This window comes from Lysinibacillus sp. C5.1, assembly GCF_016350185.1.
Taxonomy (GTDB): Bacteria; Bacillota; Bacilli; order Bacillales_A; family Planococcaceae; genus Lysinibacillus; species Lysinibacillus sphaericus.
The window spans coordinates 4652385-4676476 of record NZ_CP066226.1 but is presented as its reverse complement, the minus strand read 5'-3'; the positions used below and the strand labels follow the sequence as shown (position 1 = coordinate 4676476).

23 protein-coding genes are annotated in these 24092 nt (G+C 36.9%); 21 read left to right on the top strand and 2 right to left on the bottom strand.

Annotated elements, in window-relative coordinates:
* The first annotated feature begins 122 nt into the window (after positions 1 to 122).
* Positions 123 to 1163 (top strand): acyl-CoA dehydrogenase family protein, encoded by a 1041-nt coding sequence (locus tag I5435_RS23035; RefSeq protein WP_024364642.1) that lies wholly within the window; start codon positions 123 to 125, stop codon positions 1161 to 1163.
* Between the two features lie 26 nt (positions 1164 to 1189).
* Here the strand turns inward: I5435_RS23035 and I5435_RS23030 are convergent, their stop codons facing one another.
* A complete protein-coding gene (locus I5435_RS23030) occupies positions 1190 to 1753 on the bottom strand; it encodes a DUF3267 domain-containing protein (protein ID WP_108031100.1) in 564 nt (187 codons plus the stop codon).
* Between the two features lie 173 nt (positions 1754 to 1926).
* Here I5435_RS23030 and rpsF point away from each other — a divergent pair, with 173 nt between their 5' ends.
* The 12 genes from rpsF to I5435_RS22970 all read left to right on the top strand — a co-directional run bounded on the left by rpsF (position 1927) and on the right by I5435_RS22970 (position 13436).
* A complete protein-coding gene (gene rpsF, locus I5435_RS23025) occupies positions 1927 to 2217 on the top strand; it encodes a 30S ribosomal protein S6 (protein ID WP_024364644.1) in 291 nt (96 codons plus the stop codon).
* Positions 2218 to 2253: 36 nt separating this feature from the next.
* Positions 2254 to 2826, top strand: coding sequence for a single-stranded DNA-binding protein (gene ssb / locus I5435_RS23020; RefSeq protein ID WP_024364645.1), 573 nt, complete (start codon positions 2254 to 2256; stop codon positions 2824 to 2826).
* Between the two features lie 47 nt (positions 2827 to 2873).
* Positions 2874 to 3110: a 30S ribosomal protein S18 gene (rpsR, locus tag I5435_RS23015; protein WP_024364646.1), complete on the top strand. Its 237-nt coding sequence runs from the start codon at positions 2874 to 2876 to the stop codon at positions 3108 to 3110.
* A 233-nt stretch (positions 3111 to 3343) separates the two neighbouring features.
* The gene (locus I5435_RS23010) at positions 3344 to 3763 is read left to right on the top strand and encodes a hypothetical protein (RefSeq protein WP_108031099.1); all 420 of its coding nucleotides are present in this window, start codon (positions 3344 to 3346) and stop codon (positions 3761 to 3763) included.
* Positions 3764 to 4049: 286 nt separating this feature from the next.
* Positions 4050 to 4982 carry a hypothetical protein gene (locus I5435_RS23005; RefSeq protein WP_153062816.1) on the top strand — a complete coding sequence of 311 codons (933 nt, stop codon included), beginning with the start codon at positions 4050 to 4052 and terminating at the stop codon, positions 4980 to 4982.
* Positions 4979 to 6265 (top strand): hypothetical protein, encoded by a 1287-nt coding sequence (locus tag I5435_RS23000; RefSeq protein ID WP_337983045.1) that lies wholly within the window; start codon positions 4979 to 4981, stop codon positions 6263 to 6265. Before I5435_RS23005 ends, I5435_RS23000 begins: the two co-directional genes overlap by 4 nt.
* Complete coding sequence (locus I5435_RS22995) at positions 6258 to 6923, top strand: ABC transporter ATP-binding protein (protein WP_051147788.1); 666 nt, start codon at positions 6258 to 6260, stop codon at positions 6921 to 6923. The genes I5435_RS23000 and I5435_RS22995 overlap by 8 nt, the downstream gene beginning before the upstream one ends.
* Positions 6924 to 7209: 286 nt before the next feature.
* On the top strand, positions 7210 to 8151 hold the full coding sequence (locus I5435_RS22990; RefSeq protein WP_231785345.1) for a YybS family protein: 942 nt from the start codon (positions 7210 to 7212) through the stop codon (positions 8149 to 8151).
* Positions 8152 to 8165: 14 nt separating this feature from the next.
* Positions 8166 to 10139, top strand: coding sequence for a DHH family phosphoesterase (locus I5435_RS22985; protein WP_025220901.1), 1974 nt, complete (start codon positions 8166 to 8168; stop codon positions 10137 to 10139).
* Positions 10136 to 10582, top strand: coding sequence for a 50S ribosomal protein L9 (gene rplI, locus I5435_RS22980; RefSeq protein WP_024364652.1), 447 nt, complete (start codon positions 10136 to 10138; stop codon positions 10580 to 10582). The genes I5435_RS22985 and rplI overlap by 4 nt, the downstream gene beginning before the upstream one ends.
* Before the next feature lie 13 nt (positions 10583 to 10595).
* Positions 10596 to 11957, top strand: a complete 1362-nt coding sequence (gene dnaB, locus I5435_RS22975; protein ID WP_024364653.1) for a replicative DNA helicase — start codon at positions 10596 to 10598, stop codon at positions 11955 to 11957.
* A 189-nt stretch (positions 11958 to 12146) separates the two neighbouring features.
* Complete coding sequence (locus I5435_RS22970) at positions 12147 to 13436, top strand: adenylosuccinate synthase (protein ID WP_024364654.1); 1290 nt, start codon at positions 12147 to 12149, stop codon at positions 13434 to 13436.
* A 282-nt stretch (positions 13437 to 13718) separates the two neighbouring features.
* Here I5435_RS22970 and I5435_RS22965 read toward each other — a convergent pair whose 3' ends face one another.
* A complete protein-coding gene (locus I5435_RS22965; RefSeq protein ID WP_167397278.1) occupies positions 13719 to 14531 on the bottom strand; it encodes a YitT family protein in 813 nt (270 codons plus the stop codon).
* Between the two features lie 401 nt (positions 14532 to 14932).
* Between I5435_RS22965 and I5435_RS22960 the strand changes: the two genes are divergently transcribed.
* The 8 genes from I5435_RS22960 to I5435_RS22925 all read left to right on the top strand — a co-directional run bounded on the left by I5435_RS22960 (position 14933) and on the right by I5435_RS22925 (position 24018).
* The gene (locus I5435_RS22960; protein WP_337983044.1) at positions 14933 to 16399 is read left to right on the top strand and encodes a peptidoglycan DD-metalloendopeptidase family protein; all 1467 of its coding nucleotides are present in this window, start codon (positions 14933 to 14935) and stop codon (positions 16397 to 16399) included.
* A 202-nt stretch (positions 16400 to 16601) separates the two neighbouring features.
* A complete protein-coding gene (yycF, locus tag I5435_RS22955) occupies positions 16602 to 17315 on the top strand; it encodes a response regulator YycF (RefSeq protein ID WP_024364334.1) in 714 nt (237 codons plus the stop codon).
* 5 nt (positions 17316 to 17320) lie between these two features.
* Positions 17321 to 19186, top strand: a complete 1866-nt coding sequence (gene walK / locus I5435_RS22950) for a cell wall metabolism sensor histidine kinase WalK (protein ID WP_024364333.1) — start codon at positions 17321 to 17323, stop codon at positions 19184 to 19186.
* Positions 19183 to 20499: a YycH family regulatory protein gene (locus I5435_RS22945; RefSeq protein WP_025220898.1), complete on the top strand. Its 1317-nt coding sequence runs from the start codon at positions 19183 to 19185 to the stop codon at positions 20497 to 20499. Before walK ends, I5435_RS22945 begins: the two co-directional genes overlap by 4 nt.
* Positions 20486 to 21319: a two-component system regulatory protein YycI gene (locus tag I5435_RS22940; RefSeq protein WP_231785343.1), complete on the top strand. Its 834-nt coding sequence runs from the start codon at positions 20486 to 20488 to the stop codon at positions 21317 to 21319. The genes I5435_RS22945 and I5435_RS22940 overlap by 14 nt, the downstream gene beginning before the upstream one ends.
* A gap of 2 nt (positions 21320 to 21321) precedes the next feature.
* Positions 21322 to 22110 (top strand): MBL fold metallo-hydrolase, encoded by a 789-nt coding sequence (locus I5435_RS22935; protein ID WP_337983043.1) that lies wholly within the window; start codon positions 21322 to 21324, stop codon positions 22108 to 22110.
* Positions 22111 to 22292: 182 nt separating this feature from the next.
* Positions 22293 to 23591: a S1C family serine protease gene (locus I5435_RS22930; RefSeq protein WP_337983042.1), complete on the top strand. Its 1299-nt coding sequence runs from the start codon at positions 22293 to 22295 to the stop codon at positions 23589 to 23591.
* A 262-nt stretch (positions 23592 to 23853) separates the two neighbouring features.
* A complete protein-coding gene (locus tag I5435_RS22925) occupies positions 23854 to 24018 on the top strand; it encodes a CxxH/CxxC protein (RefSeq protein ID WP_036205521.1) in 165 nt (54 codons plus the stop codon).
* Positions 24019 to 24092: the final 74 nt, after the last annotated feature.

Here is a 24092-nt window from a genome sequence, read left to right as displayed (position 1 = left end):
AGAACTTAGTTTATATTCATAAAAACATAATAGGCTATCTCCTAGCGAATCTTTTCATGTTTGGGATAGCCTATTTTTGGTTATATAGATATCAGAATTTTCAATTTCTAAAGGGGGATATTATGAACATAGTAGAAATAAAAAAGCGGGCTTTAGAAATCGAACAGTCAGGAAAGTTACCACAAGATATATTAGAAATTATTTATGAGCAACGATTGTTTAAATTATTTATTGCAAAAGAGTTAGGTGGTAAAGATTTAGACTTACTCGAAGGAATAAAAGTATTTCAGCGCATGTCTGCTATCGATGGAAACTTTGGCTGGCTTGTGACAATAGGAACAGGCGGAAATATGTTTGTGCCAACGTTTAAGCAAGAAATAGCTGAAGAGATTTTTTCACCAAGCGATGCAGTAATAGCAGGGAGCGGCTACCCTACAGGTACAGCCGTAAAAATGGACAGCGGTTATTCGGTAACAGGGCAGTGGAAGTATTGTAGTGGTGCTGACTATGCAACAACATTTACCATGAATTGCTTTATTAAAGAAGATGGTATGCTGACAGATAAAATCATTAGTTGCGCGGTGAGCCGGGAGCAAGTAGAAATTATCAATGATTGGCAAGCAATGGGTCTAAAAGCAACAGCAAGTCATACAATCCGAGTACAAGATATATGGATACCATTCGATCAAACATTCCAATTAGGTATTTGTAAAAATAATTATGATAATGCAGTCTATCGTTTTCCGTTTGGCACTTTTGCAGAGGCTTCTTTTTTAAGTGTTTGTCTGGGCATTACGGAGAATTTCTTAGAGGAGGCTGCAACTGTCATTGAACGAAAAAATAAAGAATCCCATCGCACAGAACGTATTGGCGCATTGCAGTTTCTTTATATGCAACAACTAAAGCGTTTTAGACAGATTGAAGAACATTTTTACGCTATGTTGACAATCTATTGGCAAAAACATAAACAGGGAATTGAACTGACAGAGCAAGAATACCAACAGTTTACGGAAATGAGCAAAGAAAGTGCAGCTGACTGTGTGGACATTGCTAATAGTATTATTCGCAGTCTCGGAATGGACGCTATTATTGAAACAGCAACGATTAACCGCATTTGGCGAAATTTATGTACAGCTGCACAACATGGATTTTTAACACCATAATAACTTATGCTCCTAGAAGATAGCCATTACTTATCCGTTTTCTGTGGAGGATAAACATACAGCTTTGGTAACTGAGGATCGTCCTCTACAAGAGCATGTTTAGGATATTTGCGTAATTCCTTATACATGGCGAAATCTCCGACTGCTCCGCCAATTAAAAAGGCACCTGCAAGTAGTAAGATGGTATTGTTAAAGTAAAAGCCAGCAATGGTTGGAACAATACCAGTTGTCCAAAATGGCAATAACAACGCCTTTTTCATTGCATAATTAGGGAGAGGTTTGTCGGTCGTTGCATAGGCTACCCCAAGCTCTAAGTTAATACCGTATTTTAGCGATTTAAAAGGCACGCCACCAAAGAGCATAAAGCCAATTAAATGAAAGGCTTCATGCAATATGATAAGCACGATATAAAGTACGACAAAAAGGATAAATCCACTTAGCATTTGCCAAACCGAAATTTGAAACTCCTTCATACATATGAATTGTATGGCAATAAATAAAATAGCGAGGCCACTAGTAATAACAACACTATCCATCATTAGTTTCTTAATATCTAATTCAATTACTTCGGGTTTTTGATCGGGTAACATAGAAGTCCTCCTTCATGAAATTAGTAATCTTCATTATATCGAATGAATTATTTGATTGCGACTTGAAAGACAGATGCCAATGTGTTACAATTCATTGATGTGAGTAATATTTATTACTTACTCCTTGCTCCCTGCAAACAGGAGAGCCTGAGTCCATAAGGAGGTGTAAACAGATGAGAAAATACGAATTAATGTACATCGTACGTCCAAACATTGAAGACGAAGCGAAGAAAGCTTTAGTTGAACGTTTCAACGAAATCTTAACTTCTAACGGTGCTGAAGTCATCGAAGCAAAAGAGTGGGGCAAACGCCGCTTAGCTTACGAGATCCAAGACTTCCGCGAAGGTTACTACCAAATCGTGAAAGTAAACGCTCCTTCAGAAGCAATCAACGAATACACACGTCTTGCTAACATCAGCGAAGATATCATTCGTCACATTGCAGTTCGCGAAGAAGCAAAATAATTTTAAACAAAATGCTGAAAAGGAGGTTGCATTCTGATGATAAATCGTGTCGTATTAGTTGGAAGACTAACAAAAGACCCTGAGCTGCGCTACACACCGAATGGTATTGCGTCTACTCGATTTACAGTAGCTGTGAATCGTACATTCTCAAACCAACAAGGTGAAAAAGAAGCAGATTTCATTAGCTGCGTTGCTTGGCGTAAACAGGCTGAAAACTTAGCGAACTTCATGAAAAAAGGAAGTTTGATTGGAGTAGAAGGTCGTATCCAAACAGGTAGCTATGAAGGACAAGATGGTAAGCGTGTATATACAACTGATGTTGTGGCAGATAGCGTACAGTTTTTAGAGCCTCGTAGTGGTGGAGGTGCTCCTGCATCGAACCAATACGGCGGACAATCTTACGCTAATAGCCAGCCGTCATATGGCGGTGGACAACCACAACAACAGTATGGTGGCGCGATGCCTCAGCAAGGTTCATTTGGCGGCGGTGCTTCTTATCAGCAAAATCAACCACCAATGAATCAGCCGAACTATACACGAGTAGACGAAGATCCGTTTGCGAATAGCAAGGGACCGATTGAAGTATCAGAAGACGATCTTCCATTCTAATTCTTCGAGCTACAAAAACTATAAACTTATAAGGAGGAGACATCACTATGGCACCACGTCGCGGAGGCCGCAAACGCCGTAAAGTTTGCTATTTTACATCTAATAACATTACGCATATCGACTATAAAGATGTGGATTTATTAAAAAAATTCATCTCTGAACGCGGTAAAATTTTACCACGTCGCGTAACTGGCACTAGCGCTAAGTACCAACGTAAATTAACTTCAGCTATCAAAGTTTCTCGTATTATGGGATTACTTCCATTCGTATCTGAAGATAAATAAGATGATTGAGCACAACAAGGTTTAATGCCTTGTTGTGCTTTTTTATTTCCTTGAAAATCGATACAGAACAAACCCCTAAAAACGGAGGCAGATTTACATAGATGTCTAAATAAACATCACTATTAAAACTATCAATTTTTATTAAATTTAGAATATTGACAGATAATTATATTTTAAATTATTATAATATTGAAAATTTTAAAATTTATTTTGTAATTCAAGGGGTGTTAAATTTGAAAACTACAAAATGGATGTTGGTAGGTGCACTTACATTAAGTTTAAGCGGCACAATTTTATCTTCAGCAAAGGCAGTAACACTAGATGACCCAACGATTTATGGCGGGTGGAGTGAAGATACGGGCTATTTTACTTTACGACAAGATAGCAGTATTTCTTCATTGGCTACTACTAACCCTGTACATAGGGCAACAAAAGATTATACTAGAAGAGGTTCAGCAGTGTATGAACGTGTTATTGCAAACACGACTTGGCCGGGTGTATACCATTATTCTAGAGCTCGTTACGAATCGGCTATTACGGGTAGTGTAGCAGCAGATAGTGGCCGTGTATGGGGGCTTGGTACAACACAAGCAATTAGCGGTTGGCACCCTGGAGATTTAGACTGGGTTGCAAAAACCTACTACGGAAAATAATATACATGAAGAGGCAGGGACATAACTAAAAAAATTTGGGGAACAGAGGAAAGGTGTTCATAAATTTGCTATATGGAGAACTTAGCTATCTAGTTGTTGGTAGCGGAGGCGGTGACTCCTGCTCAGAACGCACACAGCGTAAGATGCATCAAACCTGCGCGTTAGCGAGGGTTGCGGCTTACTGTGCTGAGCGGAAAGCACCGCCGAAGTTGACAACAACGGCGCAGCAAAAAAGTGTTAGATCTCTTTTGTCCCATCCTCTTTCTTACAATGAAGGTAAAACAAAGTGAAAAACTGTTTAGTATCTAGTAGGTTTTTGTTACTAACGTTGCTATTGTTTACTAGCGCCACTTCCTTGCTTTATATACTGGACTCTGTTAGTTATACCAATATGATTAACAATGGCTATATCAGTAAAAATGCTGTTGAATTCATTATTAAAACCGAAGAGCCTTCTCTAGACATTGACTTAGAAGAACCATATTTGTTAATGCAATATAAACTAGACAATCCACAATTAAAATATATTTATATTCATCCATCCGTAAAGTTGCCACCTATAAACTATCAAAAACAACCACGCTCAACAGACTATATAATTACAGGCAATGTTTTTCCTGAAGAGGTACTGTCAAGAAATATGAAAAGCCTCGTTATTGGACAATTTGACACACCATCCTCTTACTTAAATAGAGAGGCATGGTATATAGTCATGTCTCAACAAATCAACTTGAAAAATGGAACGAAGTTTATTCTCAATGTGGAAAGTGGCAATCCACATCTATTAATTGAAAAAATATTTCCTAATACGAGTTATCAGCTACTTGAAAACGAGGATAGAGGAACTGCCATATTAACTTCCAATATTTTATTGAAAGGATTCTTAATCATTTCTTTACTATTTGTCATTATTGCACAAGCTGTTTCAGTCGTTTATGCCATTCAAAGTAAAAAATCTATTGTTCAAATATTGTATTTTGCAGGAGGGAAATGGCAACTTATATTTCTTAAAGTGTTTAAATTAGAATTCATTGCGCTCATCATGATCATGTTATTGGCATTTTTATCATTAATAGCGTTTAACCATTTCTATTCGATTTGGGGGAATCAGTGGTACTACGTATCTGTTTTCTATATATTAGTAACATTTATAGTGTATTTTTTAGCCTGTCTGCTCATGACAAAGTCCTTGATTAAAAAAGGAGTAAGATCGTTTTGAATACAGCTAGACTTCTACTGAAAAATAATAAATGGTTTACGTTGTTTATAGGGTTACTTTCATTTCTATTTTCTGCCGTTTTATTTGTACTGTTAGTAAATATAAATATTTCAAAAATAGAAATACGTTCAGCAAGTAAATTTCATCACTACAATATCTATCAGATTACGGATGATTTAATCGGTAAAAGAGAAATTGAATTTTTTAAAGATGTAAAAAACTATGATATACTCAATGATTTTAATAACCGGGTATTTGAAAATAGTAAATTGATCTTTTATAATGCCGTATCGCAACCAATAGGCCTAAAACAATATCCCCCTGATAAGAAGTTCTCCGCCAACTATGAATTTGGTTCCAATAATGATGTATACGAGTACGATGGGCAGTTTTATCAATCCACTAAATCGATTCAAATTACTAAATCCGTTTTTGATTATAATGTCGTTGAACTGGTGGAAGGACAGCCTTTTGATGATTCTGCTTATGTCTACGTAGCAGGAAAAAATGAAATACCGGTCATTCTTGGCTCTGACTATCGTCAATACTATAAGTTAAATGACCAATTAGAGCTTCATTATTACTATGAAAAATTTGTCGGGCGAGTAGTCGGTTTTGCAAAGGAAAATTCATTTATTTTCACTAATCTTGAACCGCAGCAAGTGCTCAATCGCTACATTCTACTGCCTTCCATGTCGCTTTCTGAACAACCTTCTATGTTGTTACAAAAAACAGAGGTAGATGAAATATTCTTTCGCGCACTTCTATTAAGTAACATGGGTGGTTATTTAATGACCAACTTAAACGCGCTTGAGTTAAGAAAGGAAGTTGCAGACATAGGAAAAGTTACGAATTTCACTAATTATCAAATTATTGGTGCGAATTCGCTATCAGTGAATCTTTTATACAAAATGGTTGATGCCAATCAAACACTTATTTTTACAATATCGGGTGTTGTATTTATTTTCATATTGTGTGCTTTCTATTTGTTCGTTAAGAGTTTCATAAAAAGACAATTCGATACGTATTTAGTGTTCATTATGAGTGGGGTTACAAATAATAAAATTAAAAAAACTATACAATTCCAATTTTCAACCCTCAATGGTATGAGTATAGGACTGGCATTGTTGTGCACCGTTCTATTTATGCAAGACATTACGCTACTATCTATTTTATTAATTGCTGGGTTCTTGGTTTGGTTGTTATTCTATGTCGTAGTTTATATATTAGTGAATCAATTATTAGCAACGACGAATATCATTGAAAAGTTAAAGGGTGATTAAAATCATAAGCTTTATTTCTTTAGATAACATCGTAAAAGCGTATAATGAAAAAATAATATTACATCACATTAATTTAGAAATTGTTAACAATCAATTCATTTCTATAAAAGGACCTAGTGGCGTTGGAAAAAGCACACTTTTAAATATATTGGCTGGACTTGAAAAAGCGGATAGTGGTAAATATATTTTGGATCGTATAGAAATGCATGCCCAAAATCTTAATGAGCTTTCGGAAATAAGAGGCAGTCGAATCGGATACATATCACAATACAATCCAATGATTCGCAACCTTACAGTTCGGGAAAATATCGTAGTACCTTTATTATTAGGCAACTATAATCAAAAGCAAATCACGGCATATCTCGATGAACTAAGTGCCTGTTTAAAAATTAATCATTTACTTGATAAGAAAATTGACAAGTTATCTGGTGGAGAAAGACAACGAGTAGGAGTCATCAGAGCACTGATTAAAAAGCCTATATTGTTGATAGCTGATGAGCCGACTGGGTCATTGGATGACGATACGACAATTTTAGTGTTTCACCTTTTTAAAAGGCTTTCTGAAAGTGGAACGACTATCGTTATGGCTACTCATAGTCATTTAAGTTCTCAATATGCTGATAAAGAATATAGGATGAGTTCGGCGGGGATTTTTTAAAACGCTCAAACCGTGGGTGATATGTAGCTATTATTCGGTGAATTTTGGTATTTTGAGTTCGGTATTGTACCGGACTCATTTTTTATTTTCTCCTTTATCTGTGGTGATTTTTTTGCCCCAAAATAGTAAAATTCCATACCATTATCCTATTTTGATAAGGAAACTTCACTTTTGTCATTATTTCATCAAAAAGCCTTTAGACGTTCTTAGCGTTTTTTGTTCAATAAGGTGAAAAAATGGTACAATAAAGTTTAGTAAGTTTGACTGATAAAAAGGAAGGTTTTCAATGCCGAATAATCAAACAAAGGCGCTTGTACAAGGCTCGATGATGGTTGCAATGTTTACAATCTTAATGATTGCTTCAGCATATGTACCAATTATTTCTTTAGTAGCCTTACTATTTACTCCATTACCAATTGCTTGGTATAGCGCAAATTACAAGCGTTCCTCATCAATACTCGTCGCAGTTGTAGGTTGTATATTAACTGTGCTAACGAGTGGACTGTTTATGCTACCATTCGCCTTTATTATGGCGTTACTTGGGGTAATCATAGGTAATGCAATTCAATTAAAGAAGAGCAAACTTTATTTATTCATGTCATCTGGTATCGCGGTACTTTTATCGTCAGCACTTGTCTATTTAGCCTATGTGCAATTAGCGGGAATTAACGTGATGGAAATGAGCTTGGACATTGCCCGAGATAGTTATGAGCAATCCAACGAGCTTGCTAAAAGTATGACAGGTCAAATCGCTATTCAACCTGAACAAATGGAGGCTATGCTTAACACAATTGAGCTAACAATACCTTCGACAGTAACAATCTTTGCATTTTTAATAGCATTTATTATCATTACATTGAATTTACCTATTTTAAAACGATTAGGTTTAGCAGTACCAAAATTTCCAGCATATGAAAATATGCGACTTCCGCGCTCTATTTTATGGTACTACATGATTATTTTGTGTATTAATCTATTTATACGTCCAGAAGCGGGCTCTATGCTAGATATTATTGTATTAAATGTGTCTTATATTTTGTGGCTTTTATTAATTCTTCAAGGAATATCATTTATTCATTATTTCATTGCGACGAAAGGAATGCCGAGTGTTGTCAAATGGATAGCTACCATTTTAGCTATTCCACTATCATCATTCATTATCTTACTCGGTATTATAGATTTAGGTTTCGACGTGCGTTCACTTGTGAAAGGGAAGACTAAGGAATAAGGGGCTGATGAGTAATGGGGACTTTTAGAAAACGACCAATCCGCTATCCGCTTTTTGTTCTTTCCATTTTTGGCATTGTGACGTTCGCGCTTCTTTGTATTTGGAATATCGCGATTGGTATTGGCTATGGAGTAGGCTTTGCGTTGTTAATGGCCTACACATGGAAAATTGAAAAAGCTACTTTTGAAGAGACCGAAAAGCATATAGAATCCATTTCCTTCCGTATGAAAAAGGTTGGGGAAGAGGCATTACTTGAAATGCCGATTGGGATATTGCTCGTCAATGAGGAATACGAAATTGAGTGGTCAAACCCATATATGCAAAATGTATTAAACAATGAGGCATTAGTGGGTGAAGGAATTGTCAATATATCCGACGACATCTACGTACTGATGAAGACCGAGGAAACAAAAGAAGCAACGATTACGCTTCGTGATCGTAAATATCGTGTCTTTTACAAGGAAGAGGAGCGTCTACTATATTTCTTCGATATTACAGAGCAAATTGCAATTGAAAAACAATACTTTGCAGATCGTACAGTTATTGCTATTTTATTTGTCGATAACTATGATGAAATTACACAAGCAATGGATGACCAGCCGCGTAGCTTAACTAATACGATGGTAACGTCTATTGTCAATGACTGGGCAGCGGAGCACGGAATATTTGTCAAACGAATTTCATCGGATCGTTTTTTAGCAGTTTTAAATGAATCGATTTTAACAGAACTAGAAAAGAAAAAATTTGCTATTTTAGATACAATTCGTGAAAAGACAGCACAAAAAAACCTTTCACTAACACTAAGTATTGGTGTTGGTGCTGGCTCTTCTTCACTAGTCGAACTTGGTGAATTAGCCCAATCGAGTTTGGATCTTGTTTTAGGTCGTGGTGGGGATCAGGTAGCCATCAAACAACCTACAGGAAAGCTCAAGTTCTATGGAGGGAAAACCAACCCTGTTGAAAAACGTACACGTGTTAGGGCGCGGGTTATCTCACATGCCCTACGTGATTTAATACAAGACAGTGACCAAGTGTTTGTTATGGGGCATAAAAATCCTGATATGGACTCTATTGGTGCATCTGTTGGAGTTCGCAAAATGGCTCAAATGAATGATGTAAAAGGCTATGTCGTCATTAATTTTGATGAACTGAACGGTAGTGTCACACGTTTAATGAATGAAATTGAAAGTAAATCCGATTTCTACGAGCACTTCTTAACGCCAGAAGAAGTGGCTACAAAAATGACTGAAAAATCCTTACTTATTATTGTAGATACACATAAGCCGAATTTAGTCATTGATCCATACTTATTAAAGCTTGCGGAAAAGGTAGTCGTAATCGACCATCATCGTCGTAGTGAAGACTTTATTGAAAATCCAACGCTTGTGTATATGGAGCCTTATGCTTCGTCTACAGCAGAGCTTGTTACTGAGTTATTAGAGTATCAGCCAAAGCGGGCAAAAATTAATATGCTAGAAGCGACCGCGCTATTAGCAGGGATTATTGTAGATACAAAGAGTTTTACACTTCGTACAGGTGCCCGCACGTTTGAGGCAGCTTCTTATTTACGAACAAATGGAGCCGATACAGTTTTAGTACAAAGACTTCTAAAAGAAGACATCCATACGTATATTGAACGTTCGAAAATTGTGCAAACTGTGAAATTCGTGAAGCCTGGCATCGCACTAGCCGTAGGTGAAGATTCAAAAATTTACGATTCCGTTTTAATCGCGCAAACGGCTGATATTTTACTAACGATGAAAGATGTAAACGCATCTTTTGTCATTGCGCATCGTGCTGATGGTAAAATTGGTATTAGTGCAAGGTCATTAGGAGAAGTAAATGTACAGCTTATCATGGAAAGGCTCGGCGGTGGCGGGCATTTAACAAATGCTGCTTGCCAAATAGAAGCACTTTCCATTAGTGAAGTAAAAAAATATTTAGAAGAGGCCATATATGAGGTACTCGAAGGGAGTTCTGAATTATGAAAGTAGTATTTTTAAAAGATGTTAAAGGTAAAGGAAAAAAAGGGGAAGTAAAAAATGTAGCAGATGGCTATGCACAAAACTTCCTAATTAAAAACGGTTATGCTGCAGAAGCAAATGCACAAGCAATGAGCCAATTACAAGGTCAAAAGAAACTAGAAGAAAAAAACGCAGCAGCAGAATTAGCTGAAGCACAAGCTTTAAAAGAAAAGCTAGAAGCATTAACAGTGGAGTTAAAAGCAAAATCAGGAGATGGTGGACGCTTATTCGGTTCAGTTTCGACAAAACAAATTGCAGAAGCACTGCAAAAAGTACATGGCATTAAAATTGATAAACGCAAAATGACTTTACCTGATGGCATCCGTGCACTAGGCTTTACAAATGTACCTGTAAAACTACATCATGAAGTATCAGCGACATTAAAAGTACAAGTAACGGAAGAATAAGGGGCGACTATCCATGAACGAACCGATGATAGACCGCGTTCCACCGCATAACCGGGAAGCGGAGCAATCGGTTATCGGTGCAATTTTTCTAGAACCACAGGCACTAATCACAGCATCGGAAATTCTGTTAGCTGATGATTTTTACCAAAACGCGCATAAGAAGATTTTTGAGACCATGTTGCGTTTAAGTGATCAAGGAAAAGCGATAGATGTTGTAACAGTTACTGAGGAATTATCAGCAAAAAAAGAGATTGAGGATGTTGGCGGGCTATCGTATTTACTAGAGCTCGCCAATGCTGTCCCTACGGCAGCAAACGTTGCTCACTATGCCAAAATCGTTGAGGAAAAAGCGTTATTACGTCGTTTAATCCGTGTAGCTACAAAAATAGTTGAAGATGGCTACACACGTGAGGACGAGGTAGAGGCATTACTCGGCGAAGCAGAGAAGAAAATGATGGAGGTCGCCAACCGCAAAAATGCTGGCGACTTTAAACATGTAAAAGATGTTTTAGTCGAGACATTCGATAATATCGAGCAGCTTCAATCACGTAAGGGCGATGTAACAGGTATTCCAACAGGCTTCCGTGATTTAGACCATATTACAGCAGGCTTCCAACGCAATGACTTGATTATTGTTGCGGCACGACCTTCTGTAGGGAAAACGGCTTTTGCGTTAAATGTTGCACAAAGTGTAGCTGTACAAGCACGTGAAAATGTTGCCATCTTCTCATTAGAGATGGGTGCTGAGCAGCTTGTCATGCGTATGCTATGTGCCGAAGGAAATATTGATGCACAAGTTTTACGTACAGGTGCTTTAACTACCGAAGATTGGGGTAAACTAACGATGGCAATGGGAAGTTTATCGAATTCAGGTATTTTTATTGATGACACGCCAGGTGTCCGTATCAATGAAATTCGAGCAAAGTGTAGACGTTTAGCACAAGAGCATGGACTTGGAATGATTCTAATCGATTACTTACAGCTTATTCAGGGTAGTGGGAAGCCTGGAGAGAACCGTCAACAAGAAGTATCAGAAATCTCACGTTCATTAAAAGGATTAGCACGTGAGTTAAAGGTACCAGTAATTGCACTATCACAGCTTTCGCGTGGTGTGGAGCAACGTCAGGATAAGCGACCAATGATGAGTGACTTACGTGAATCAGGAAGTATTGAGCAGGATGCCGATATTGTTGCCTTCTTATATCGTGATGACTATTACGATAAAGAGTCCGAGAGTAAAAATATGATTGAAATTATTATTGCTAAACAGCGTAACGGTCCTACAGGAACAGTTACACTTGCTTTTAAAAAGGAATTCAATAAATTTATAAACGTGGATTGGTCACAAATGCCACCACCGCCACCACGTGATTAGTAATATTTATCTATTAATGAGATAATATTCATACCATTCCGTCATTAAACACGAACGTTAAATCATAGTAATTGATTTTATGTTCGTGTTTTTAACTATTTTTTTATTGACGAGTTGTTTCTAACATTGTTACAATAATTTACGGCTTGATTAATGAGATACAATACGTATCTAACGGAGGTGCTGATTATGACATCAGTTGTAGTTGTAGGAACACAGTGGGGAGACGAAGGTAAAGGTAAAATTACAGATTTCCTTTCACAAAAGGCAGATGCTATTGCCCGCTTTGCAGGTGGCGATAACGCTGGACATACCATTAAAATTAATGGTGAAACATATAAGTTACATTTAATCCCATCAGGTATTTTCTACAAAGAAAAAACATCTGTAATGGGAAATGGGATGGTTGTTAACCCAAAATCACTTGTAACAGAATTAAAAGGACTGCAGGAACGAGGCATCAATACAGAAAATCTTCGAATTTCAAATCGTGCCCATGTCATTTTACCATATCATATTAAACAAGATATCGCAGATGAAGAAAGCCGTGGCGATAACAAAATCGGTACAACTTGTAAAGGTATCGGACCTTGCTATCAAGATAAAGTAGCACGTATCGGTATCCGTATGGCTGATTTATTAGATAAAGAAGTATTTGAAGAAAAACTACGTCATAATTTAGCAATTAAAAATAAGTTGTTCGAGAAATTTTATGAAGTGGAAGGTGTAACATTCGAAGAAATCTTCGAAGAATATTACGGTTATGGACAAGAAATCGCAAAATATGTTACAGATACTTCAAAAATTTTAAATGATGTATTAGATGAAGGTGGCAGAGTATTATTTGAAGGGGCACAAGGTATTTTACTTGATGTCGATCAAGGGACTTATCCATTTGTTACTTCTTCAAACCCTGTTGCTGGTGGTGTAGCGATTGGTGCAGGTATTGGCCCATCAAAAGTTTCAAGTGTTATTGGAGTATGTAAAGCCTATACATCACGTGTAGGAGATGGCCCATTCCCAACTGAATTATTTGACGAAGTTGGTCAGCAAATTCGTGAAGTAGGTCGCGAATATGGTACAACGACTGGACGCCCTCGTCGTGTAGGCTGGTTTGATACAGTTGTCGTTCGCCATTCACGCCGTGTAAGTGGTATTACGCATTTAGCATTAAATTCAATTGATGTTTTATCAGGTTTAGACACTGTAAAAATCTGTACAGCTTATAAATATAAAGATGAAACAATTACAGAGTACCCAGCAAATCTTCATATTATTGAACAATGTGAACCTATTTATGAGGAGCTTCCAGGCTGGTCAGAAGATGTTACAGGCTGCCGCACATTAGAAGAGTTACCAGAGAATGCACGACGCTATGTAGAACGTGTAAGTGAATTAACGGGCATTCAAATTGCTACCTTCTCTGTCGGCCCTGGTCGTGAACAAACAAATGTATTAGTAGACATTTGGGAAGCATAATCAAGAGACGAGGATCAATTTTAAAAAGAGGGAAAACGGTATTCGTAAATCTCCACTGTTTAAAATGAATGGAACCTTATAGTTGTTGGTAGCGAAGGCGGGCGACTCCTGCGGGAACGCACAGCACGTAAGACGCAACAAGCCGCGCGACAGCGAGGGTTGCGGCTTACGGTGTGCCCGCGGAAAGCGTCCGCCGTAGCGGACAACAACGGACATAGTAAAAAGTGTTAGATTGATTTGAGTCAATCTAACACTTTTTCTCTTTTGTCCAAGCTGTGCTTTTTAGTGAATATCCTTCTTCTTGAAGCGGCCACCTTTAACTTCTGCAATATTCCCTATTGCAAGGAATGCATGGTCGTCTATTTCCGCAACAATTGTTTTCAATTTTGATTCTTCCAAGCGTGTAATAACGGTAAAAATAACTTTTTTGTCGTTGCCTGTGTAGGCCCCCTCCCCGTGAAGAAAAGTAACCCCACGACCAAGTCGATCCATAATAGTTTGACCAATTTCTTCAATTTCATCACTGATAATATAAACAGATTTTGACTCTTCCATCCCTTGTATAACAATATCAATCATTTTATAGGCTATATAATAGGCAATGATAGAGTACATAGCTTGCTCCCATGTGAAAACAAAACCTGCAATGGTAAAAATCAGTACATTGAAGAACATAATAATCTCTCCGACTGAGAATGGAGATTTTCTATTAAATAAAATGGCTAAAATTTCAGTTCCATCTAAAGAACCACCGTAACGTATAACGATACCGACACCAATACCTAAAATCATGCCACCAAAAACTGTCGCAAGTAAAGTGTCTGTTGTAAATGGTTCAAGATTATGTAAGAAGATTGTGGTTACGGAGAGCACTGTGATGCCAAGCCCTGTAGAAAGTGCAAATGTTTTACCAATCTGTTTATAGCCTAAAAAGATAAAAGGTAAGTTTAAAACGAAGATGAAAATACCTAGGGGTAAGCTTAATAAATGCGAGGTAATAATGGAAACACCAACGATTCCTCCGTCCATAATGTGGTTGGGTACTAAAAATAGCTCTAGTCCTAATGCCATAATGATAGCACCTATGGCAACCATAACAATTCGGGCGGTTATTTTCCGAATTGTATTCTTTTTTTGCTGTCTTGCTTTAGCTATCTTAGTGGTCTGTGAATCACTCAAATCAATCGCTCCAATCAACTAGTATACGTCTCTTACTCTATTTTATCGAAATATTGAAAAAGTAAAAAGAAATATGTTTAAATACTCATTTAAAACAAAATAATAAGGATAATACTTCCTAATTTAAAAATAAAAGGAGTGAGAATAAGATTATCAAATATAAGATTTATGTAACAATTCGTAGAGAAATAATACATTTTCATTACAAAAGGGATAAAATATTCAAACGCCATTTTCTTTATGGTACATTATAGTGGTGCAAAATCTTTGTGGGTAATTAAACCTATGTTAGGCTAAAGTTGGAAGGGGCTTTATTGATGAGTTCGTCTTGTAATAAAAAAGAAGAAAGCAATCGATTCACCTACAATTTTTCTTCTTTTAAAAAAGTGTCAATTATTGCGGTACTAATGGCTAGTTTCACAATAAGCGCAGGCTTTACAAAAGAAAATAATCATAAAGAAACACTAAATAAAATATATCATGTATATGTAGAAAATGAATATATGGGTGCTGTATCTGATGACAAAGCTGTTCAAGAAATAATTGCATTGAAAGAACAGCAAGCAAGTAATCAGTATAAAGACTTATTAATCGATGCTAACTCGGTTGTGAAAATAATACCAGAGCAAGTGTTTAGTAATGAAACAAAGGATGCAGAAACTTTGGCAAAATTAGAGCAATCATTAGTTGCACAATCACCTGCCTTTGCATTACTAGTAGATAATAAGCCAATCACCTTTTTAAAAGATGCGAAAGCCTATGAAGAAACAATTCGCTTATTAAAGCTACAATATGTTTCTCAACCAGCGTTAGATGATTTACTTGCTAACCAACAATCTATAAATGAATTACCAGCTTTACAGTCTGGTGAATCACGCCTGTTAAATATTGCGTTTAAACAAGGTGTTTCAGGTGTAACACAAAAAGTAAATCCTAATGCCATTGTATCGCCTGAAGAGGCAGTGAAATACTTAATGACAGGATCCCTTGAGCAAAAAGAATATAAAATTCAATCAGGGGATGTATTAGGAGCAGTCGCTAAAAAACATAATTTAACAACTGCTGAATTAGTTGAATTAAATCCTGGTCTGACAGTAGATACCGTGTTACAAATAGGACAAGCACTAAATGTTACGGTTGCAAAACCATTTGTAACTATTGAAGTAAAACAAGAAAAGACCGTTACAGATACAATTCCATTTAAAAAAATAATGAAAGAAGACCCTACAATGTACAAAGGGGAGTCCGTTATAAAACAACAAGGCGTTAACGGGAAAAAGGAAACCTCTTACTTAATCACGACTGAAAATGGCACACGTACCTCTAAAGTAGCTTTAGAAGAAAAAGTGTTACAACAACCAGTGGATCATATTGAAGTAGTAGGGACAAAAGTAATCTCGTCTCGTGGAACGGGTGAGTTTGTTTGGCCAACAGTCGGAGGCTATGTATCTAGTGTTATGGGACAACGTTGGGGTGATATCCATCGCGGAATCGACATTGCTCGTCCTAGTAACTACAATATACTAGCTTCAGATAATGGTGTAGTAGTAGCTGCTGGCGTTTCGGGTACCTATGGTAATCGCATTGTTATTAATCATAAAAACGGCTATACAACGCTTTATGGACACTTATCTTCTATAAAGGTTAGCGTTGGGCAGGTTGTTGAAAAAGGTTCTGTTATTGGAATTATGGGCTCTACAGGAAATTCAACAGGTACACATTTACACTTTGAAGTTGAGAAAAATGGTGAGCTGGTCAATCCTTTATCATATGTAGGTCAGTAATTGTAAAAGGCAGTCCAAATAGTGGGCTGCTTTTTTGTATAGTAAGCATAAAAAACTAAATTATTTCCCAAGAAATAATTGTCGAAATACGGAAACTGTTTGTGAATAATGCATGGAAGCAAAAAGCATGTTACAGTTAAGAGTAGTAACTTTACAAATACACATTGTTTAGAATAGATGAATAGCGAAAGGGAGAGAATGTATGAGTAAAACAATTTTAGTTGTTGACGATGAGAAACCAATCGCAGATATTTTACAGTTTAATTTAATTAAAGAAGGCTACAAAGTAATTTGTGCGTATGATGGAGATGAGGCATTAGAAAAGGTTGAGGAAGAGCAGCCAGATTTAATGCTATTAGATATAATGTTACCAAAAAGAGATGGTATGGAAGTTTGTAGAGAAATTCGAAAAAAATACGATTTCCCTATTATTATGTTAACCGCTAAAGGCTCAGAGATTGATAAAGTATTAGGGTTAGAAATGGGTGCGGATGATTACGTAACGAAGCCCTTTAGTACTCGTGAGTTAATCGCGCGTGTGAAAGCGAATATGCGTCGCCTTCAAGTAGTAGCTCCTGCAGCAGAGGAAGAAGAGGAAACATCCAATGAGATTGTAGTAGGCTCTCTTGTTATTCAACCTGACGCTTATCAGGTGATGAAGCGCGATGAAGCAATTGAATTAACACATCGTGAGTTTGAATTGCTACATTATTTAGGAAAACATATTGGACAAGTGATGACGCGTGAGCATCTTTTACAAACTGTATGGGGTTACGATTATTTCGGAGACGTACGTACAGTCGATGTAACGATTCGTCGCCTTCGTGAAAAGATCGAGGATAATCCAAGTCATCCGGCATGGATTGTCACTAGACGTGGCGTAGGGTATTATTTACGAAATCCTGAACAGGAGTAAAGGAAATGCAGAAAGTAAGCTTCTTTAAATCAATTCATGTCAAGCTTGTACTAATTTATATTTTGTTGATTATGTTGGCGTTACAAATTATAGGCATCTATTTTGCAAAGCAACTAGAGGAAAATTTGAAAAGTAATTTTCAAGAGTCTATTTTTCAGCGTGTAGATTTGATGCAATATAGCATTCGTGAAGAAATTTTAAAAGAACGCGATGAAAGTATGCCTTCACTTGAGGAAAGTTTGAAATCCATTGTAAAAGAATTTTCCACAGGGTTGAAGGATGTTTCGACAGGTGATATTTTAGAAATTCGCGTAATTGATAGTAGACAGCGTATACTTGCAACTTCAGAAGTAGATAATCAAAATTTAATAGGACAACGTTCGAATACAGACCTTGTCCGTCGAGCAATATCAGCCGAAACACTATTTGATCTGATAAAATTGGACAATAAAACGAGAAATCGAGTATGGGTGTTGGCAACGCCAATTCGTGATGGCGCTGGACCTGATGATGAAATTATTGGGGTGCTATACATTGAAGCAAATATTGAATCTGTTTTTGAGCAAATGAGTGATATTAACCGTATTTTCCTAGGGGGTACCGCTGTATCATTAGTGGTTACTATTTTCTTAGGCATTTTAGTAGCGCGTACTATTACGCAGCCGATTGCTGATATGCGTAAACAAGCACAAGCCATGGCGAAAGGGAACTTTTCTCGTAAAGTACGAGTCTATGGAACTGACGAGATTGGCCAACTGGCTACTACATTTAACCACTTAACCAATCGATTGCAAGAGTCTCAATCGACGACAGAGGCTGAACGACGGAAACTTCATTCGGTCCTTAGTAATATGACCGATGGTGTAATTGCAACAGACCGTAAAGGACGCATTATTCTTATTAATGATCCAGCCTTAGAGTTATTGCATATTTCGAGGGATATCACATTGGGACGTCCAATCGCTTCGGTGTTAGGCATCGACCAAGAATATAGCTTTGAGGATTTAATCCATATGAATGATGCCGTCAATTTGGATTTTAGCACATCAGAGGCACCGTATATTTTACGTGCCAATTTCTCGGTAATTCAAAAAGAAACAGGGTTTATTAATGGGTTAATTACTGTACTTCATGATATTACGGAGCAGGAAAAGATTGAAATGGAGCGTAGAGAGTTTGTATCGAATGTCTCACACGAACTTCGTACACCATTAACAACGATGCGTAGTTACCTTGAGGCATTAATTGATGGGGCTTGGAAAGACGAAAATATAGCACCTACATTTTTAAATGTTACGCAAACAGAGACAGAGCGAATGATTCGTTTAGTGAATGATTTACTACAATTATCACGAATGGATAGTAGTAATTACAAATTGAACACAGATATTGTGTTATTTAATTCATTCTTTAATCGGATTATCGATCGCTTTGAAATGTCTAAATCAGAAAATGTAACATTTGAACGATTACTTCCAGAGACATCCTATTACGTTGAAATTGATACGGATAAGGTGACGCAAGTAATTGATAATGTGATCTCAAATGCAATAAAATATTCTCCAGATGGGGGTAGTGTACGTTTTGGTTTTACCGTCCAAGGAGATACACTGAAGGTCATGATTTCGGATGATGGCATGGGTATTCCAAAAGAAAATGTAGGGCGTATTTTTGATCGTTTTTATCGGGTGGATCGCGCCCGTGCACGCTCTATGGGTGGTACAGGTCTTGGGCTAGCGATTGCGCGAGAAATGATTGAAGCACATGGTGGGAAGATTTGGGCTGAAAGTGAAGAAGGATATGGGACAACCGTTTTCTTCACATTACCATTTGAATTAGACGATTTTGACGAGGCAGGTGAGTGGGAATGAAATATATAGAACCGGTAAAATCCATTGTTTTATTTCTACTCGTTATGCTAAGTGTTGTGCTAACCTTTATTATTTGGACATATACGCCTGATTACAAAGTAATTGAGCAAACAGAAGGTAAGGAAATTTTAATTGGAACACAAAAGAAAATAGAAGATGTTATTAAGCCGTATAAAACTCTTTATAGCAGTGATGAAGAATTAACAGGTACTGTATCAAACGGCGTCATGAAAGATATTATGAATATCTTTCATGGTTGGAACATCCTAGACCTAGTTCGAGTGAACAATAATATTTCACCAGAAAATGTTAATGAGATGATACGTGCTAATAACCGTATGACTGTATTTTTTGCTGGGGAAATTCCATTTTCAGAGCTAGGTACAATTTTTAACTTTGGTGAAAAAGAGTTACCAGAGACAACGTTTAATCGCATTATAATCGATTGGACAAATTACGCTAACAAAGAAGTACAAATGTATTTCATTAGTAGCTCTAACAAAACTCTGTTACGCTCACATGTAAGTATTACAAATGCCAATCAATTTGCAAAAGATATTATTGAACCATCTAAACTGCATAGTACGTATAAAGAAGTGGAACGAGATGGCTATACGTCGCTTTACGTGCCAAATGATACAATTGAATCTGTAAAATATACGTATTATATGAATGAACTTTCACCTGAATTATTTAAAAATGTCTTATTTTCAGAGCCAAACGTTGTACAGCGTAATGTAGAAAGTGCGACATTTGAAAAATATACCGATGGCTTTTCTCTAATGACTGTGGATACAAGGTTTAAATCATTGACTTATGTATATCCAGCGGCAGAAAGTAGTGAACGCATAGAGCCATCGAAACTCTTCCGAGATAGTTTTGAATTTATCAATGAGCACGGAGGCTTTACAACAGATTACCGCTATGTATCAAGCAATCCAAGTAAAAATCAAATCGAGTACCAGCTGTATTTACAAGGGTTCCCCGTCTATAGTGATCAAGCAAGTACGCGAATCAAAACGGTATGGGGAGATACCCGCATTTTCCGCTACAATCGTCCATACTTCTCTTTAGACATATCGGAAAAAGAGATTAAAGAACTGCCATCCGGTACAGAAATCGTTGAAAAAATTCATAAACTTAATAATATTGTATTATCAGATATCGATGAAATTGCTGTTGGATATTATTTAACACAAGATGAAAATTTAAGATTATTTACATTAGAGCCAAGCTGGTTTGTTATTCGCAATGGTTCATGGGTTTTACTGACACCTGAGATGCTTGGGGGTGTAAAAAATGGATTGGAATAGAACAAAATCCATTTTTATAGTTGTCTTTTTAATATTAAATATATTCTTATATTCATTGTATGTTAATCGTTACAATGAGGCGCAAAGTGTTGAAGTAACAGGTGAGAAAACGATAGATGCTCGATTGAAAGAGGATAATATTACGTATGGTATACTGCCGAATAATGTGGAATCAGCTACCTTTATTAAGGGTAAAGTCCACACTTTTAAGGCTGCTGATTTTACTAATTCTAATCATCGCGTAAATAATTTAGATGCAAAATTAGAAGGAAAAGAGGCGCATGTCATTCTCGTAAATCCAGTAAAATTGCGAAATGTTAATGACGATGCCAGTTTCACAGAATTTGTGCAAGCAAATATTAAAGAAGGCAGTTCCTATGGATTATGGAAGGTTAATCGTGAAGAGCGTGTAGCCATCTTCTTTCAAAAAACAAATAACCGAATGCTCTATTACAATAAGAGTGGGCTGTTAAAAATACAATGGAATGCCAACGATGAAGTAACGATGTATGAACAAACGATGCTAGACAATATTGAGGAAGTGGAGCAACAACAAAGTGTGCTACCGCCGATTCAAGTGGTGCAAGCATTATACGCAAAAGGGCTTTTAAAGCCAGATTCACATGTTGACAAGATGCAGCTAGGCTATTCCACACTTGTCTATTTAACGCAAACACAAGTACTATTGCCAACATGGGAAGTACGAGTGAAATTAGAAGATGGTGAAATGGAAGAGTATTTTGTTGATGCTGTGGAAGGTAAGATTATTGAAATTCAAGAAGAAAAGCAAGAGGTTGAAGAAGAAGACTGGGGAGTTTAAAGATGCGATTTAGTGTTTTAGCAAGTGGTAGTACAGGCAATTCGATTTATGTAGAGAACGATAATCATGCATTTATTGTCGATGCTGGCTTAAGTGGCAAAAAGATGGAGCAGCTCTTCACAAAAATCGATCGCAATATGAAACAGCTAAGTGGCATTTTAGTTACACATGAGCACAGTGATCATATTAAAGGAATTGGTGTCTTGGCTCGGAAATACAATGTACCGGTATATGCAAATGCTAAAACGTGGCAAGCAATGGATGGACTCGTTGGAGATATTTTGCTAGAGCAACGTTTTGAGTTTGAAATGGAGACGGTGAAGCATTTTGGCTCTTTAGCTATAGAATCTTTTGCTGTTTCACATGATGCAGCAGATCCGATGTTTTATTCATTTCATGAAAATGGTCGTAAACTCGTGGTTATTACCGATACAGGCTATGTTAGTGATCGTATGAAGGGCATTATCCGTGGCGCAGATTCCTTCGTGTTTGAAAGTAATCATGATGTCAATATGCTACAAATGGGTCGCTATCCGTGGTCTATAAAACGTCGTATTTTGAGTGATGTAGGACACGTATCGAACGAAGATGCTGCTATTGCAATGAGCGAGGTAGTATTTGAAAAGCCAACGAATATTTATTTAGCTCATTTAAGTAAAGATAATAATATGAAAGAGCTTGCGCGTATGAGTGTGACACAAACGTTGCAATCTTGCGGGATTATCGCAGGTGAGTTTGTTCATTTAGTAGATACGGATGCAGAGGAGCCAACAAAGCTAGTAACGGTTTAAGAATAAATCAGGTTCAAGCGTTCATATAAAAAAGAAAAGCTGTTCAATGACATTTTATAGTTAATGCATTGAACAGCTATTTTTTATGTCCATTTTATTTATTTTTCATGTAATTTTAATGTTTGAATCGTATGATAAAGGCAAGAATTAATAGATAGAAGTTGTACGAAAGGATGAGGAACATGAGTTATTTAAATGATGATGACAAAAACAGTGATTTTCTAAATAATGATGAAATCCAAAAATCCCCTCTACAGGAGAGATTGGAACGTGAGGAAAAAGAAATGCAAGCGAAGCGTTCTAAAAAGAAAGACGGCGGCGGAGGAAAAGGTGGCTATTTCTTTAGTGGTCTAATAGGGGTTATTATCGGTGCATTACTCGTGTGGCTAATGCTTCCTGGGCTTGTCAATCAGATGCCGGGGACAACAACAAGTAGTTCTGGTAAAAATGAGCCAACCATCAATCAGGTTGCAACAGAAGTAACAACTGATGTTACAGGTGCTGTAGAAAAAGCATCAGGTGCTGTTGTAGGTATTACCAATATTCAAGAAGTGGCAAGTGGCGGTTTTTGGAATAAGCAAACAACCCAAGATAAAGAAACAGGAAGCGGCTCAGGTGTTATTTATAAAGTAGAAGGTGATACAGCCTTTATCGTCACAAATAATCACGTTATTGAAGGCGCAAAACAGTTAGAAGTAACAATGCAAGACGGCTCAAAAGAAGAGGCACAATTAGTCGGTAGCGATGTTTGGACAGACTTAGCTGTTATTTCAATCAGTGCAAAAGATGTTAAAACAGTGGCGACATTTGGTAACTCAGATGTACTAAAACAAGGTGAAACAGTGATTGCAATCGGGAATCCACTAGGTTTAGAATTTTATGGCTCTGTAACAACAGGTGTTGTTTCAGGTAAAGACCGTTCAGTACCAGTCGATTTAAATGGCGACAAAGTTGCGGATTGGCAACAAGAAGTGTTACAAACAGATGCTGCTATTAACCCTGGTAATAGTGGTGGTGCACTAGTGAACTTAGCTGGTGAATTAATCGGCATCAACTCCATGAAAATTTCCGAATCGTCAGTGGAAGGTCTGGGCTTCTCAATTCCAATCAACTCAGCGATTCCAATTATTCAGGAATTAGAGAAAAATGGAGAAATGAAACGTCCAACGATGGGGATTTCATTAGTCGATTTAACAGACGTACCAGCGTACTACCAACAACAAACATTAAAATTACCTAAAGAAATTACAACAGGTGTTGTCATTACAGATGTTATCGCTAACTCACCAGCTTCAAAAGCAGGCGTGAAACAATATGATGTAATTGTTGAAATGGACGGTAAAAAAATCGAAACTTCGATTGATTTACGTAAGCATTTGTACAACGACAAAAAAATTGGTGATACATTAACAATGAAAGTATACCGCGAAGGTAAGTTAGTGGAATTAACACTAACATTAACAAATAGCGATTCATTGTAATAAGCTAATCGGTGGTAGATGTAAAATCTACTACCGATTTTTAATTTAAAAAATTAATCCGCAAGATGTATTTTACTAAGAGAATTTACAAATATAGATGTGGATAACTAGAAATTTGTGCATAATTACTTTACACAGCAAGTAGCGAGAGAAAGCCTTTCTTTCCTACTTGCTATTCCTTTGTTACAATAGGTTGTGGATAACATAGACCGAATTGTGCATAAGTTTGTGGAAATTTCGGAAAATAAGGAGACATGAAAAAATGGAAAAATTCAGTTGCGAAAAGCATATAGATCACGCTTTAGACATGTTTGTTGCGGAGCAAAAAGTATTCCCAATTATGGATAAAGTAGAAAAGGAAAAAAAGTTATCCACAAAATGTAGTTACTGCGAACAGCCAGCAGAATATATTGTATCAAGTAAATAACTTTACACAATATATAGAAAGTACTTGTGGATATGTTGATAACTTTTGTGGATAATTTGTTTGTAAATGAAATG

Bases quoted from the DNA above. Each gene is read 5' to 3' on its own strand.
- I5435_RS22960 (WP_337983044.1), top strand. From the start codon at position 14,933: ATGAGTTCGTCTTGTAATAAAAAAGAAGAAAGCAATCGATTCACCTAC.
- I5435_RS22930 (WP_337983042.1), top strand. From the start codon at position 22,293: ATGAGTTATTTAAATGATGATGACAAAAACAGTGATTTTCTAAATAAT.
- ssb (WP_024364645.1), top strand. From the start codon at position 2,254: ATGATAAATCGTGTCGTATTAGTTGGAAGACTAACAAAAGACCCTGAG.
- dnaB (WP_024364653.1), top strand. From the start codon at position 10,596: ATGAACGAACCGATGATAGACCGCGTTCCACCGCATAACCGGGAAGCG.
- I5435_RS22985 (WP_025220901.1), top strand. From the start codon at position 8,166: ATGGGGACTTTTAGAAAACGACCAATCCGCTATCCGCTTTTTGTTCTT.
- I5435_RS22945 (WP_025220898.1), top strand. From the start codon at position 19,183: ATGAAATATATAGAACCGGTAAAATCCATTGTTTTATTTCTACTCGTT.
- I5435_RS22935 (WP_337983043.1), top strand. From the start codon at position 21,322: ATGCGATTTAGTGTTTTAGCAAGTGGTAGTACAGGCAATTCGATTTAT.
- I5435_RS22970 (WP_024364654.1), top strand. From the start codon at position 12,147: ATGACATCAGTTGTAGTTGTAGGAACACAGTGGGGAGACGAAGGTAAA.
- I5435_RS22965 (WP_167397278.1), bottom strand. From the start codon at position 14,531: ATGGTTGCCATAGGTGCTATCATTATGGCATTAGGACTAGAGCTATTT.
- I5435_RS22990 (WP_231785345.1), top strand. From the start codon at position 7,210: ATGCCGAATAATCAAACAAAGGCGCTTGTACAAGGCTCGATGATGGTT.
- I5435_RS23035 (WP_024364642.1), top strand. From the start codon at position 123: ATGAACATAGTAGAAATAAAAAAGCGGGCTTTAGAAATCGAACAGTCA.
- I5435_RS23030 (WP_108031100.1), bottom strand. From the start codon at position 1,753: ATGTTACCCGATCAAAAACCCGAAGTAATTGAATTAGATATTAAGAAA.
- I5435_RS22925 (WP_036205521.1), top strand. From the start codon at position 23,854: ATGGAAAAATTCAGTTGCGAAAAGCATATAGATCACGCTTTAGACATG.
- rpsF (WP_024364644.1), top strand. From the start codon at position 1,927: ATGAGAAAATACGAATTAATGTACATCGTACGTCCAAACATTGAAGAC.
- walK (WP_024364333.1), top strand. From the start codon at position 17,321: ATGCAGAAAGTAAGCTTCTTTAAATCAATTCATGTCAAGCTTGTACTA.
- yycF (WP_024364334.1), top strand. From the start codon at position 16,602: ATGAGTAAAACAATTTTAGTTGTTGACGATGAGAAACCAATCGCAGAT.
- I5435_RS22940 (WP_231785343.1), top strand. From the start codon at position 20,486: ATGGATTGGAATAGAACAAAATCCATTTTTATAGTTGTCTTTTTAATA.
- rpsR (WP_024364646.1), top strand. From the start codon at position 2,874: ATGGCACCACGTCGCGGAGGCCGCAAACGCCGTAAAGTTTGCTATTTT.
- rplI (WP_024364652.1), top strand. From the start codon at position 10,136: ATGAAAGTAGTATTTTTAAAAGATGTTAAAGGTAAAGGAAAAAAAGGG.